Source organism: Paraburkholderia sp. WS6, from assembly GCF_030464835.1.
Lineage (GTDB): Bacteria > Pseudomonadota > Gammaproteobacteria > Burkholderiales > Burkholderiaceae > Paraburkholderia > Paraburkholderia madseniana.
In genome coordinates, this window is sequence record NZ_JALQCK010000026.1 from 96,573 (window position 1) to 110,143 (window position 13,571).

The 13,571-nt window shown below is 63.2% G+C and carries 15 protein-coding genes; 6 read left to right on the forward strand and 9 right to left on the reverse strand.

Going from position 1 to position 13,571, the window contains the following annotated elements; translation table 11 throughout:
• Window positions 1-204 precede the first annotated feature (204 nt).
• A complete protein-coding gene (locus M0D64_RS27580; protein ID WP_266260037.1) occupies window positions 205-1,620 on the forward strand; it encodes a Fic family protein in 1,416 nt (471 codons plus the stop codon).
• A gap of 36 nt (window positions 1,621-1,656) precedes the next feature.
• Here M0D64_RS27580 and M0D64_RS27585 read toward each other — a convergent pair whose 3' ends face one another.
• From M0D64_RS27585 to cobU, 4 genes are read right to left on the reverse strand one after another with little or no spacing between them, the layout of a single operon-like run.
• Window positions 1,657-2,568 (reverse strand): cobalamin-binding protein, encoded by a 912-nt coding sequence (locus M0D64_RS27585; RefSeq protein WP_266260038.1) that lies wholly within the window; start codon window positions 2,566-2,568, stop codon window positions 1,657-1,659.
• Window positions 2,565-3,602, reverse strand: a complete 1,038-nt coding sequence (gene cobD, locus M0D64_RS27590) for a threonine-phosphate decarboxylase CobD (RefSeq protein WP_266260039.1) — start codon at window positions 3,600-3,602, stop codon at window positions 2,565-2,567. Before cobD ends, M0D64_RS27585 begins: the two co-directional genes overlap by 4 nt.
• A complete protein-coding gene (gene cbiB / locus M0D64_RS27595) occupies window positions 3,595-4,530 on the reverse strand; it encodes an adenosylcobinamide-phosphate synthase CbiB (protein ID WP_154562103.1) in 936 nt (311 codons plus the stop codon). Before cbiB ends, cobD begins: the two co-directional genes overlap by 8 nt.
• Window positions 4,530-5,084, reverse strand: a complete 555-nt coding sequence (cobU, locus tag M0D64_RS27600) for a bifunctional adenosylcobinamide kinase/adenosylcobinamide-phosphate guanylyltransferase (RefSeq protein WP_266260040.1) — start codon at window positions 5,082-5,084, stop codon at window positions 4,530-4,532. Before cobU ends, cbiB begins: the two co-directional genes overlap by 1 nt.
• A gap of 167 nt (window positions 5,085-5,251) precedes the next feature.
• On the opposite strand from cobU, the gene M0D64_RS27605 reads away from it, so the two are divergent.
• Together M0D64_RS27605 and M0D64_RS27610 are read left to right on the forward strand one after the other, a co-directional pair.
• Window positions 5,252-6,721, forward strand: a complete 1,470-nt coding sequence (locus M0D64_RS27605; protein ID WP_266260051.1) for a cobyric acid synthase — start codon at window positions 5,252-5,254, stop codon at window positions 6,719-6,721.
• A 144-nt stretch (window positions 6,722-6,865) separates the two neighbouring features.
• Window positions 6,866-7,282 carry a DoxX family protein gene (locus M0D64_RS27610; RefSeq protein ID WP_266260041.1) on the forward strand — a complete coding sequence of 139 codons (417 nt, stop codon included), beginning with the start codon at window positions 6,866-6,868 and terminating at the stop codon, window positions 7,280-7,282.
• Window positions 7,283-7,442: 160 nt separating this feature from the next.
• On the opposite strand, the gene M0D64_RS27615 is transcribed toward M0D64_RS27610, so the two are convergent.
• The gene (locus M0D64_RS27615) at window positions 7,443-7,862 is read right to left on the reverse strand and encodes a PaaI family thioesterase (RefSeq protein WP_154562097.1); all 420 of its coding nucleotides are present in this window, start codon (window positions 7,860-7,862) and stop codon (window positions 7,443-7,445) included.
• Between the two features lie 210 nt (window positions 7,863-8,072).
• On the opposite strand from M0D64_RS27615, the gene M0D64_RS27620 reads away from it, so the two are divergent.
• Complete coding sequence (locus M0D64_RS27620) at window positions 8,073-8,711, forward strand: ParA family protein (protein WP_154562095.1); 639 nt, start codon at window positions 8,073-8,075, stop codon at window positions 8,709-8,711.
• A 74-nt stretch (window positions 8,712-8,785) separates the two neighbouring features.
• On the opposite strand, the gene panD is transcribed toward M0D64_RS27620, so the two are convergent.
• The 4 genes from panD to M0D64_RS27640 all read right to left on the reverse strand — a co-directional run bounded on the left by panD (window position 8,786) and on the right by M0D64_RS27640 (window position 11,307).
• The gene (panD, locus tag M0D64_RS27625) at window positions 8,786-9,172 is read right to left on the reverse strand and encodes an aspartate 1-decarboxylase (RefSeq protein WP_012432059.1); all 387 of its coding nucleotides are present in this window, start codon (window positions 9,170-9,172) and stop codon (window positions 8,786-8,788) included.
• A gap of 50 nt (window positions 9,173-9,222) precedes the next feature.
• On the reverse strand, window positions 9,223-10,056 hold the full coding sequence (gene panC, locus M0D64_RS27630) for a pantoate--beta-alanine ligase (RefSeq protein WP_154562093.1): 834 nt from the start codon (window positions 10,054-10,056) through the stop codon (window positions 9,223-9,225).
• Window positions 10,057-10,244: 188 nt separating this feature from the next.
• Window positions 10,245-11,117, reverse strand: a complete 873-nt coding sequence (locus M0D64_RS27635) for a ScpA family protein (RefSeq protein ID WP_093636239.1) — start codon at window positions 11,115-11,117, stop codon at window positions 10,245-10,247.
• 4 nt (window positions 11,118-11,121) lie between these two features.
• Window positions 11,122-11,307: a DUF3460 family protein gene (locus tag M0D64_RS27640; RefSeq protein WP_154562089.1), complete on the reverse strand. Its 186-nt coding sequence runs from the start codon at window positions 11,305-11,307 to the stop codon at window positions 11,122-11,124.
• Between the two features lie 102 nt (window positions 11,308-11,409).
• On the opposite strand from M0D64_RS27640, the gene M0D64_RS27645 reads away from it, so the two are divergent.
• Window positions 11,410-11,631, forward strand: a complete 222-nt coding sequence (locus M0D64_RS27645) for a hypothetical protein (RefSeq protein ID WP_266260042.1) — start codon at window positions 11,410-11,412, stop codon at window positions 11,629-11,631.
• 98 nt (window positions 11,632-11,729) lie between these two features.
• Complete coding sequence (locus M0D64_RS27650; RefSeq protein WP_266260043.1) at window positions 11,730-13,568, forward strand: autotransporter assembly complex family protein; 1,839 nt, start codon at window positions 11,730-11,732, stop codon at window positions 13,566-13,568.
• Window positions 13,569-13,571 lie beyond the last annotated feature (3 nt).

Here is a 13,571-nt window from a genome sequence, read left to right on the forward strand (position 1 = left end):
AAGGGGCTTGGTCCCTGCAGCCCCCCAAATCGCGTCAGCTCAGCCTTATTCGTGACACTTTTTCGGGAAATTTGTCGCGAAAACAGAAATCGTGACACTTTAAGACGTAAAAAGTGTCACGATTCGCACGATTTGTGCCACAATGTCATGAAAAAGTGTCGCGATTAGGATTTATTGCGACACATTGGCAAAAGGGTGGCGCGCATGAACAGCAGTGGCATCAAGCAGGAATTGGATCTGATCGAGCAGCTCATCGCTGCAAGCGCCGAGGGGCGAGGCGTTCGTGCGCTTGCCGCGGCACTTGCTGCGCGCCGCCATCCCATGCAACGCCGCACGCTGCAACGTCGTCTCGACGTGTTGCTCGAAGCAGGCCGGATCGTCTCGGAAGGTGCCGGCCGGGCAGTGTCCTACAAGCAGACTGCGGCTCCTGGCGAGGCTGTTTTCCCCACACAGGTTATCGCTGGCGCAAGCACTTCCGGCGAGGCCTACGTGCCCGTATCGAGTGCGGGCCTCGAGGTGCGCGCGGAAGTGAACAGGCCGTTGCACGAGCGCCGGCCGGTCGGCTATAACCGTGCGTTTCTCGAACGCTATCGTCCGAATCAGGACGCGTATCTATCGCAAGCACAGCGTGAACGCCTGCATGAATGGGGCCGTACGTCGGCGGATGTGCGGCCGGCCGGCACCTACGCACGCGACATCATGAGCCGGCTTCTGATCGATTTGTCGTGGGCGTCGTCGCGGCTCGAGGGTAATACTTACACGCGGCTCGACACCGTGCGGCTGATCGAGCAAGGGCACATTGCGGAAGGCAAAGACGCTCAGGAAACGCAGATGATCCTGAATCACAAGGCCGCGATCGAAATGATCGTCGAGAGCGCGGACGAAGTGGGCTTCAATCGATTCACCGTACTGAACCTGCACGCGATTCTCTCCGACAACCTGATGTCTGACCCGTTCGCCAGTGGCCGTTTGCGCGCGCGCGAAGTGGAGATCAGCGGCACCGTATTTTTTCCGCTCGCGGTGCCGCAGCAAATCGCGGAATGCTTCGAGGCGGTGTTGAACAAGGCCGCCCAGATCGACGATCCCTTCGAGCAGGCTTTCTTCAGCATGGTGCACCTGCCCTATCTGCAGCCGTTCGAAGACGTCAACAAACGGGTCTCGCGTCTGACCGCGAATATCCCGCTGATCCGGCAGAATCTGTGTCCGCTGTCGTTCATCGACGTTCCCGAAAAGGCCTACGTCGACGGTACGCTTGGGGTGTACGAGGCCAATCGTGTCGAGTTGTTGCGCGACGTTTTCATCTGGGCATACGAGCGCTCGTGTCAGCGTTATCTGGCGATTCGACAATCGATCGGCGAGCCGGACGCGTTTCGCCTCAAGTATCGCAATGCATTGATACAAGTGGTGCAGGAGGTGATTCGCGGTGGCCTTGCCGGTACGCGTGGCGAGATTGAAACGCTCGCACAGAATCAGGTGGATGCGGCGGAACTATCTTCGTTCGTCGATGCGATCCAGTCCGATCTCGATCAACTCTATCTGGGCAATGTCGCGCGCTATCGGCTGCGGCTTTCCGAATTCGAACGCTGGCCGTTCAAGCGGGCAGACGCCGTCTCGCGCTAACGCGGCACTGCCTGCTTCACGACTTTCGCAGCGGCATCACTGCGCACCATTCTTCCTCCGCGAGCGTGCTACCTCCAGGTCTTCGCACATTTGCTTCGCCCCTTGCGCGATACGCGGCGCCGGGCGGTTGATCAGATCGCCGTCGATGGCGAACAGATTGTTGTTCGCCACTGCTTTGAGGCTCGGCCAGGCGCGCCATGTGTCGAGTTGCGGCAAGGCGGTGTCCGGTTTGGTCGCGCCGGGGGCGGCGGTGACGATCGCTTCCGGATTCGCTGCGAGCACCGCTTCGGTCGAGACGGTCGGCACCAGCGGCTCGAGTTTCGCAAATACATTGTGGCCGCCGCATAGCGTAATCACGTCGCTGACCACATGTCCGCCGTTGAGCGTCATCAACGGTTGATCCCACACCTGATAGAACACGCTGACAGGCGGGCGGCCCGCATACTGCGTGCGCAGTCGTGCGATGTCCTGACGGTATGCCGCCGCCGCGGCGTCGGCAGTCGGCGAGGTACCGAGCAATTGCCCGAGCTTCGTCAGCGACACGGCAACATCGTCGAGATGATGCGGCTCGCTGAAGAACAGCGGCACATGCATCTCACGAAGGCGATCGAGTTGGCGCTGGGCATTGCCATGCCGCCACACGACGATCAGATCGGGCTTCAACGCGACGATCCGTTCGAGGTCGAGCGCCTTGTTGTCGCCGACACGCGGCAATTGCTTCGCTTCAAGCGGGTAGTCGCTGTAGGACACGGCGCCGACCAGTTTCGCGCCGCCGCCCGCGGCGTACAGCAGTTCGGTAACATGCGGCGCGAGACTGATGACGCGCTGTGCGGGAGCGGGCAGCGTGACGGTTGCGCCGGTGTCGTCGGTGACGGTGATCGCGGCATACGCGTGCAGCGTGCTCACACAAAGTGCCGCGGCGGCGACGAGGCGTGAGAGTCGAATCAACGAACAGCCTCGCGCAGACTCTCTTCAAAACGTGCCCATTCCGTGTCGCTGGCAGGCAGCCCGAAACGCACACTGCCCGTTGCCGTGAAGAGCCGTGTCCACACGCCGCGTCGCGCCAACGCCTTATGCAGTGCAGCGGCGCGTGCATCGTCGGTCCATGCAAAGAGGGGCGTGCTGTGTGTGGCGAAACCGTGTGCGTGCAGCAGACCTACCAGACGGGCGTTTTCGCCCTCGAGCAGCGTACGCATCTGCTGCTGCCACGTCACGTCGGCAAACGCGGCTTTGACGGCATGACGAGCCGGGCCGCTAACCGTCCATGCCCCGAGCGAACGATGCAATGCATCGAGCAAAACCGGCGCACTGAGTACGAAGCCTGCGCGCACGCCGGCGAGCCCGAAGAATTTCCCCGGTGAACGCAACACGATCAACCCATCGCGATGGGTGCTTGCCGTGAGCGACGCCGAAGGCATCGTATCCGCGAAAGCCTCGTCGACCAACAGCGTGCCGCCGCGTGCGGTGAGTTGCGCATGCCAGCGCAGCAGCTTGCTGGCGCTCAGATGCTCCGCGGTGGGATTGTTAGGATTCGCGACCACCACATGAGTGAGCGCGTCGGGCAAAGTGTCCCAGGATACATCGAGTGGCACGACCTCATGTCCTGCCCGCTCGAATGCGGGCGCATATTCGCTGTACGTGAGCGGTGCGATGCCGACCCGAGCACGTGGCAACAGCGAGGGCAGTGCGCGAATCGCTGCCTGGCTTCCCGCGACGGGTAGCACATGGGCTGCATCGGGCGCGCCGTAGTAACGCGCGGCACAGGCGGCAAAACCGTCACCGTCGTCGGGCAGGCGGCGCCAGGCATCGGCGGGAACTGGGGGCACCGGATAGCCGTGCGGATTGATACCCGTCGACAGGTCGAGCCATTGCGCGTACGGAATGCCGTAACGCTCGGCCGCTTCGTGCAGATTGCCGCCGTGAACCACGGCGTCGAGCGCGGTGCCGGTATCGGCTCCGTGGCCAGCTATTCGATCAACCATGAAAGGGCACACTCAGCAACGCCAGCACGATCAGCACTGCCAGCCAGAGAATGACCGTCCGTTCGACCAGCATCAACGCCGCCGTGACATGAGTGGCCTTCGCGGGGTGTCCGAAACCGAGCGTCGGGCGGTGTTCAAGTGCGCCGTGATACACCGCGGGCCCGCCGATCAATACGTTCAGACTGCCCGCGCCCGACGCCATGACCGGCCCGGCATTCGGACTGTCCCAACGCGGCGCCTGTTCACGCCAGCAACGCAGTGCGGTGCGCGTGTCACCGAGCAAAGCGTAGCTCGCTGCGGTGAGGCGAGCGGGAATCCAGTTGAGCACGTCGTCGATGCGCGCGGCTGCCCAGCCGAAGCGCAAATAGCGCGGCGTGCGGTAGCCCCACATGGCATCGAGCGTGTTGGCCAGACGAAACCCCAGTGCGCCCGGACCGCCCGCGATCGCGAACCAGAACAGCGCGCCGAAGATCGCGTCATTGCCGTTTTCGAGCGCCGATTCGACGGCGGCGCGCGACAGCGCCGCTTCGTCGGCATGAGTGGTTTCGCGCGACACGATGCGCGAGGTCAGCAGACGCGCTTGTGCCAGATCGCGCCGCGCCAGTGCCTCGGCGATCGGCGCAATGTGGTCGTGCAGGCTGCGCGCGCCAAGGGCGAACCACAGCAGCACGACATGCACCGCGCAGGCCGCAAAAAAAGGCAGCACCGAGACGAGCCACCAGGCGATCAGCACCGGCGGCATCACCGTCAGCGACCAGGCGAGCAGCCCCTTGAGACGCAAGCGCCGGCCGGTGTTGTAGTGCGTTTCGAGGCGCATCGCCCATTTGCCGAAGCCGACCAGCGGATGCGCGGTGCGCGGCTCACCGAGCCAACGGTCGACGGCGACACCCGCCGTTGCCAGCGTCACGATCAAAGGCAGCGACAGCATCACGCGCCTCCCGCTGTCTTCAAGGCGAGGGGCAAGCCCGCGACCATCATCGTGACCTGGGTGCTCAACGCGGCGATGCGCTGATTGAGCCGCCCGAGTTCGTCGACATAGAGGCGTGTTTCCGCGCCGAGCGGCACCACGCCCAAACCGATTTCATTGCTGACCACGATGATCTTGCCTCTGGCGTTGATGAGCGCTGCTTCGAAAGCGGCAAAGTGCGTGTGATAGTGATCGACCGGCAAGCCGTCGCCGTCCGGTGGGCACAGCAGGTTGGCAAGCCATAGCGTCAGGCAGTCGATCAGAATGCAGTGGCCCGGCGCGTCGATTTGCGTGACGGCGCCGGCGAGATCCACGTCTGCCTCGTGCAAAGCCCAATGCGCCGGACGCCGCTCGCGATGATGCGCGATACGCGCGCTGAATTCGGCGTCGTCGGCTACGCGCGCGGTGGCGATGTACGTGACGGGCAGGGCGCTGTCGTTCGCCAGTTGTTCGGCGTGCACGCTCTTGCCCGAACGGGCGCCGCCGAGAACGAAGGTGAGGTCGCGGGAAATCATCGCGTGATTGTACCGGCGTGCAGCGCGTGCCGGCACGATGGGATAATGCCGCGTTCATCGCCCGCATTCATTGTCCGCATTCATTGTCTATTCACCGCCCAAGCCGATATTCCGTGACCGCCATTTCGAACCCGCATGACGTCGTACCTGTGCCGCGCGGCACGCTGATGATTCAGGGCACCACGTCCGATGCCGGCAAAAGCACGCTCGTCGCGGGCCTGTGCCGGCTGGCGCGCCGAGCCGGCGTGCGGGTCGCGCCGTTCAAGCCGCAGAACATGGCGCTCAATAGCGCGGTGACGGTGGATGGCGGCGAGATCGGCCGCGCGCAGGCCTTGCAGGCGGTGGCGGCCGGCATTGCTGCTCACACCGATCTGAACCCGGTGTTGCTCAAGCCGACGAGCGACCGTGGCGCGCAAGTGATCATCCACGGCAAGGCGCGCATGAATCTCGATGCACGCGCGTATCACGACTACAAGCCGGTCGCCTTCGAGGCGGTGCTGGAATCGTATGCGCGTCTGCAAGCGGCGTACGACACGATTTTTGTCGAAGGCGCGGGCAGTCCAGCCGAGGTCAATCTGCGCGACCGCGATATCGCCAACATGGGTTTTGCTGAAGCGGTCGACTGTCCGGTCGTGCTGGTGGCCGACATTGACCGGGGCGGCGTGTTCGCGCATTTGACCGGTACGCTCGCGTGTCTGTCGGACAGCGAGCAGGCGCGCGTGCGCGGCTTCATCATCAATCGCTTTCGCGGGGACGTCAGTTTGCTCAAGCCCGGGCTCGACTGGCTCGAAGCGAAGACCGGAAAACCGGTGCTTGGCGTGGTCCCGTATCTGCACGGTCTGACGCTCGACGCCGAAGACATGCTGCCCCCCGAGCTGCGCGCGGCGCACAGCGGCCAAAGCGACGATCTGAACCGGATGTTGCGGGTAGTCGTGCCGGTATTGCCGCACATCAGCAATCACACGGATTTCGACGCGCTGCGCGCACATCCGCAGGTCGATTTTCATTACGTGCGAAGCGGCACGCCGCCCCCGCCGGCCGATCTGATCATCCTGCCGGGCTCGAAGAATGTGCCGGGCGATCTGGCCTTTTTGCGTGCGCAAGGCTGGGACGCGGTGCTGCAACGGCATCTACGCTACGGCGGCCGCGTCATCGGAATTTGCGGCGGCATGCAGATGCTCGGACATGAAGTGGCCGACCCGCACGGCGTGGAAGGCGCGCCTGGAACGAGCGCGGGCCTCGGCTGGCTCGATTACTCGACGGTGCTGACGCGCGAAAAAACGCTCAAAAACGTGACGGGGCATCTCGCGTTGCCGGGGTCGCCCGAGGTGGCCGGCTACGAGATTCACATGGGCGAGACGCAGGGCCCGGCGCTCAACGCGCCCGCGCTGCAATTGGGCGAAACGCCAAGCGCGCATCCCGACGGTGCGATCTCGGCCGATGGCCAAATCCTCGCGACGTACGTGCACGGGCTGTTCGACACGCCGGCCGCGTGCGCCGCACTGCTGGCGTGGGCAGGGCTGAGCGACGCCGAGAAAATCGACTACCCGGCGTTGCGTGAGGCCTCGCTGGATCGTCTGGCCGACACGCTCGCCGAGCATCTCGATCTTTCGAAGCTTTTCGCTGTGATTGGCTGAGCGAGGTTGGCTGGATGGTGGCGATTAAATCCCATTGGGAAATAATCAAAGCCCAAGAAGCAGTTTTTCACCTCATTTGGTTCGAATACAGTCTTGACATCGACGCCCGATACGGGTCGTCTCCCTCTCGTAAAGGAACTCGTCATGAACTCGAACCGCTCCGCCGATCTGGCCGCCTTGATCCTTCGTCTGGCCTTGGGCGTTCTCTATCTCGCGCACAGCTTGCAGAAGATCTTTGTTTTCACGCTGCCGGGAACGGCGCAGTTTTTCGTCTCGCTCGGCTTGCCGGGTTGGCTCGGCTATGTGACGGCGTTCGTCGAATTGATCGGCGGTATTGCGCTGCTGCTCGGCGTGCAGGTCCGTTGGGTCGCGCTGGTGCTGCTGCCGTTCATGCTCGGCGCAACGTCGCAGCATCTGCATAACGGCTGGGGGTTCGCGTCGCCGCACGGCGGCTGGGAATATCCGGCTTTCTGGGCAGTGACTTTGGCTGTGCAGTCGCTGCTTGGCGCTGGGGCGCTGGCGCTGAGCGGTGCGAAGGCGCCGAGCGCAGTGGCCGCCTGATACGGTTCACCCAGGCACGAAACCGCGCCGGCACTCCGCCGCGCCGGCAACAAAAAAGCACGCGCCGTGTGGCCGCGTGCTTTTTTGTTGCGCTGAGGAATGCGTACTTCAGGCGTTCCGGGCATTCCGGACCCTGCGCCGCACCCCCCGCGCCAGTCAATCAATACAACACGATCTGCGTGCAGCGAAACAGCGCCATCGTCTTGCCGTTCGGATCGGTGACGGTGGCGTCCCACACCTGCGTGCTGCGACCCAGATGGACCGCCTTGGCAACCGCACGGATCGTGCCTTCCGTCGTCGTGCCGAGAAAATTGCTTTTCAGCTCGATGGTCGTGAAATTGCGCGCCGTCTCGGGCAGGTGGGCGAGGCATGCATAGCCGCAGGCGGTATCGGCGAGGCCGATCACCGTGGCGGCATGCAAAAAGCCGTTCGGCGCCAGCAACTCCTCGCGCACGGTCAATTCCGCGGTCAGAGTGCCTTCCTCCAGCGCCAGAACATGCACGCCCAGCAAGCCGGGCAGCTTGCCCTTCTGACGTTCGTGCAGGCGCTCGATGGAGTATTCCGGACGAAGTTTGCTCATGAGATTCGGGTCCTCGATGGAAAAAACAGTGATGTAAGGCGGTCAATAGCCGTTTGGGGGCTTCGGCCCCGGTGAATTTGTCGATATTATCAACGGCTGGATCGGCGGGTGAACCTGAAACCGGCACGGATCAGGGCACATCGGCGCAAGTCAGAGCAAACTGCGCGGTAAACCGGCTGGCGGCGCCCAGCCTTCTTTCCGGGAGAATTCATGACGGTAATCGTGGTGGCGAATCCGAAGGGCGGCGTGGGCAAAAGCACGCTGTCCACCAATCTGGCCGGCTATTTCGCCTCGCAAGGGGAATGGATCGCGCTGGCGGACATGGACAGACAGCAGTCTTCGCACGCGTGGCTGTCGCTGCGGCCGCCTGCGTTGCCGGCCATCGAGACCTGGGAGGTCGACCTGGAAAACCCCGCCAAACCGCCCAGAGGTCTGGAACACGCGGTCATCGACACGCCGGCCGGGTTGCACGGCAATCGCCTGAATATCGCGCTGGATCTGGCCGACAAGGTGATCGTGCCGCTGCAGCCCTCCATGTTCGATATTCTCGCCACCCAGGATTTTCTCGAGCGGCTGGCGAAGGAGAAGGCGGTCAGGAAAGGCGCAATCGAGATCGGTGTGGTGGGCATGCGCGTCGACGCGCGCACGCGTTCAGCGGAGCAATTGCATCGCTTTGTCGAGGGGTTGAAGCTGCCGGTGCTGGGTTACCTGCGCGACACGCAGAATTACGTGCAACTGGCGGCGCACGGCCTGACCTTGTGGGACGTCGCGAAAAGCCGCGTGGAGAAGGATCTGGAGCAGTGGCAGCCGATCATCCAATGGACCAACGGCGCCGGTAAGAAGGCTTGAAGTGAATAGCAGGCGGCGAGGCCGCCCGCTACATGGAACCGTGCCGCGCGGTGAAAGGCCGGTTCACATCCCGCTCAGGTCCAGTTCTGGGTCGGCACGTGATCGCGGCTGCCCTTGATCTTGTTGTTATCGTCGACAAATACCAGATCCGGTTTCCAGCCTGCCTTCAGCTCCGCTTCGTCGACCACGGCGAACGCCGCGATGATCACCAGATCGCCCAGTTGCGCGCGCCGCGCGGCCGAACCGTTCAGCGAAATCATGCCGCTGCCGCGTTCGCCCTTGATCGCGTACGTCGAGAAACGCTCGCCGTTGTTGATATTCCAGATGTCGATCCGTTCGTTTTCGACGATGTTCGCGGCTTCCAGCAAGTCCTCGTCAATCGCGCACGAACCTTCGTAGTGCAGTTCGCAGTGCGTGACCGCGACGCGATGGATTTTCGACTTCAGCATGTTGCGTTGCATGACCAATCCCTTGTGGATTCTTATGCGCGTTTGCGCAAACTAAGACGGCTTCAGATTTCGAGGTTGTCGATGAGACGGGTGGTGCCGAGCTTGGCGGCAGCCAGCACGACCAACTCCGCATTCGCGTCTTGCGCGCCCGGCGGCAGCAGATTCGAGCGCTTGCGCACCGCGATGTAATCAGGCTGCCAGCCGCGCGCGGCCAGTGCCGCCATTGCCGCCTGTTCGAGTTTCGCGAAGTCGCGGTCGCCGGCGAGCACCGCATCGCGCACGCGATTGAGCTCGGCGGCCAGCATCGGCGCCTCGGCGCGTTCGGCCGTTTGCAGAAAGCGGTTGCGCGAGCTGAGCGCGAGGCCGTCGGTATCACGCACGGTTTCCGCGGCGATGATGTCGGTCGGCAGCGCGAACTGGTGGCACATGCTGCGCACGATCATCAACTGCTGGTAATCCTTCTTGCCGAACACCGCGACGCGCGGCTGCACGCACGACATCAGCTTCATCACCACCGTGCACACACCCTGGAAGAAACCAGGCCGGAATTCGCCTTCGAGAATATCGCCCAAGTCGTGCGGCGGATGCACGCGGTACTCCTGCGGCTCCGGGTACAGATCCCGTTCCGTCGGCGCGAACAGCACGTAGACGCCTTCTTTCTGCAGTTTCTCGATGTCGGCTTCGAGCGTGCGGGGGTATTTGTCGAAGTCTTCGTTCGGGCCGAACTGCAGGCGGTTGACGAAGATGCTCGCCACCACCGGATCGCCGTGCTGGCGCGCGAGGCGCATCAGCGACAGATGGCCCTCGTGCAGATTGCCCATGGTCGGCACAAAGGCTGTGCGATTCTGGCCGCGCAACTGGTCGCGCAATTCATGGATCGAGCTGATGACTTTCATGATCGGACAGGGATTTCCTCGCGCGGCGCGAGACTCGGTTGGCGCAAAAACTCAGGTTTTCGCGTGGCCTGCGGCCTCACTGGTAATGACAGGTTCGGAGCGCGGGATTGTAGTGGATTTGTTCCGGGGGCGCACCGAAACGAGGCGTCTGCGGCAGCGCTGGCGCATGCAGGCCCCGTTTTGCAGCATCAGGCCGGCAGATAGGCGAGGCGCACATAGATCGGTGCGAACGGCTCGGCCTGCGTGATTTCGATGAGCGACTCACGGCACAACTCGAGCATCGCGATGAAGTTCACCACGACCACCGGCACGCCTTTGCTCGTGTCAAACAGGTCCGAGAACTCCATGAAGCGCGCGTTCTGCAGTCGCCGCAGGATCGTGCTCATATGCTCGCGCACCGACAACTCCTCGCGCGAAATCTTGTGATGCTGAACCAGCTTGGCGCGCTTGATCACGTCGGCCCACGCGGCGCGCAGGTCTTCGCTATCCACATCCGGGAAACGCGGCGTGATGCTTTGCTCGATATACACCTCGGCGCGCAGGAAATCGCGGCCAAGCTGCGGCAGATGGTCGATGCGCTGGGCGGCAAGCTTCATCTGTTCGTATTCGAGCAGGCGGCGCACCAGTTCGGCACGCGGATCTTCGGCTTCGTCGCCGCTATCGGCCTTCTTCACCGGCAACAGCATGCGCGACTTGATCTCGATCAGCATCGCGGCCATCAGCAGATACTCGGACGCGAGTTCGAGATTGGTCTGGCGCAACTGGTCGACGTAGCCGAGGTATTGGACCGTGACATCCGCCATCGGGATGTCGAGCACGTTGAAGTTCTGCTTGCGGATCAGGTAGAGCAACAGATCCAGCGGGCCTTCGAACGTTTCGAGGAACACTTCGAGCGCGTCCGGCGGAATGTACAGATCCGTCGGCAGCTTGAAGAGCGGCTCGCCGTACAGGCGTGCGAAAGCGATGCCGTCTACAGTGTCCGGCGTCGAATCGGTGGCGGGCGCGGCAAGCGCGGCGTCGGGCGCCTGTGCGGCGCCCTTTGCCTCGTCGGCGTGACTCACGCGCTTAGAAGTTTTGATAGTACGAGTAAGGCGTCTGCTCCACGCGCGAGGCTGTCTGCTCGGCGCGTTCTTCGAGGTCGATCGGCTGTTTGTCCCACAGCAGCGACCGGCCACGGCGCTGCTCAGCTTCCAGATTCGGTTTTTGTTGCTTGAGCTGGTTCAGGAACTGCGTGATGTCCGATTGATACATGGCTAGACGTCCGTGGTTTGGGGAGTGGCGGCTGCTTCGCGGGAACAAACGGGAACAAGCGCGGACCCGCGCGGCATCGCTCCTATTCCATAATTTTACCGCATGCGCCGCGCGTGGTCGAAAAACGATGGCCGGCGCGAGCGGCCCGCCTGCAAAAACGCCTGGAACCCGCGCTGCTGCGATGCGTCGAAGGCGGGCGCGTGGCTGGCGGGGCGGTGTGAATTCGCGCTGTGCGTCCGGGCGGACATCATTACCGGTGCCGCATGGGACGCGGCGTACCGGCCGAAAGGCTCGCCACGCTTCACGCTGCAAACGCTCCTTTAAGAGATGGCGCGGCTTCACCGATGTGGTCAAATAGCGAGCTTCGGCCGCCGCGGCGAGCCCGAGCGACAGAATTCATCAACCACGGCCGGAGGTCCTGTTTGGCGGGGTGTGCGATCGAAAAGCCGCATAGGCGGCGCGGCAAAACCGGTGACGAGCGAGGGCCTCTGACGCCCATTCGGCGCTGGCTGCACGCGTGGCTGGCGTTCGGCATCGTCATGCTCATGCTTGCCTCGGTCGACGCGCACGCGGCGCGGCGCGCGCCCGCCAGCTACAAGGTCGATATCGAAGCCACGCCGCGCTCGCTGCGCAAGCTGCTCGAAGCGCATCTGGACGTGGCGCGCTTCGCCAAGCGTCCCGACATCAGCGACGACCAGTTTGAGTTTCTGATTACGGCCACCCCGCAACAGGTGCGCGATCTGGCCGCCACGCAGGGCTATTTCTCGCCGGTCGTGCGCACCGACGTGCGAACCGTCGACGACCAGAAGCGTGTGACCGTGAGCGTCGATCCCGGCCCGCAAACCCTCGTCACGTCGATTTCGCTGTCGTTTCGCGGCCCGGTGCTGACCGAAGACCCGGCGCAGGAAAATGCCGCGCGCTTCGCGTTTTCACTACACGAGGGCGACCCGTTTTCGCAAGGCGACTGGGACGACGCGAAAAACGCGTCGCTCAAGGCGTTGCAGTCGCGCCGTTACCTGGGCGCGAAGATCTACCACTCCGAGGCGCGGATCGACCCGCGTACGCACGAAGCGAAATTGTCGGTTACCTATGACAGCGGCCCGACCTTCACGATGGGCAAGCTCGACGTGTCCGGCACGCGGCGCTATCCGGAACAGATCGTCGACAACGTGAATCCGATTTCAGCCGGCGATATTTACGACGTGCAGCGCATTACCGAATTGCAGCGGCAGTTGCAGAACACCCCGTACTACGCGAGCGTGGCGATCGACGTGGACAGCGATCCCGCCAAACCGGTCGAGACGCCGATGCATGTGAAGGTGTCGGAATATCCGTACAACAGTATCCGCGGCGGGGTGGGTTATTCGACCGACAACGGCCCGCTGATCCAGGGTTCGTATTCGTATCTCGACACATTCGGCAAAGCGTGGCCGTTCACGGTCGACGGCCGCATCGACCAGATCCAGCAGTACGGGCAAATCCAGCTCGCCATGCCGCCGGGGCCGCGCGCGTGGACCAATAGCGTGCTCGCTTCCTACACCACGACCGACGTTTCCGACACGCGCATTTACAGTATCCGCGGCGGCGTGCAGCGGGCCCGTACGTCGCAGTTCATCGACTACAACTACGCGATCCTCTTTTACCAGGATCGGCTCGATCAGAATTCGGCCGCGCCGACTACCAGTCGCGCGCTGGTGCCGTCATGGTCGTGGACCCGCCGCAATACCGACGATCCGTTGTTCCCGCGTTCGGGCAACCTGATTCACGTCGAAGCGGGCTTTGCGGTCAAAGGCGTGCTGACCGATCAGACGTTCGCCCGCGGCTACGCCCGCGGCCAGCAGTACCTGCCGATCGGCAAGGAAGACCTCGTGCTGTTCCGTGCCGAACTCGGCGGCGTGTTCACAAGCGGCAGTTCGAGCGGGATTCCGGCTTCGCTGCTGTTCCGCGCGGGTGGCTCGAATTCGATCCGTGGCTACAGCTATCAGAGCATTGGTAATAACGTCGACGGCTCGGTGCTGCCCACCAAGTATCTCGTGACCGCGTCGGCGGAGTACCAGCATTGGTTCAATCACGACTGGGGCGCAGCCGCGTTCTTCGACGTCGGCACCGCTACCGACACTTGGGGCGAGAAAGTCTTTTATCCCGGCGCCGGCGTCGGCGCGCGCTGGCGCAGCCCGGTCGGTCCGGTCAATGTCGATGTCGCCTACGGGATCCGCAACCGGAGCGTGCGGCCGTACCTGACCCTCGGCATCGCCTTCTGATGG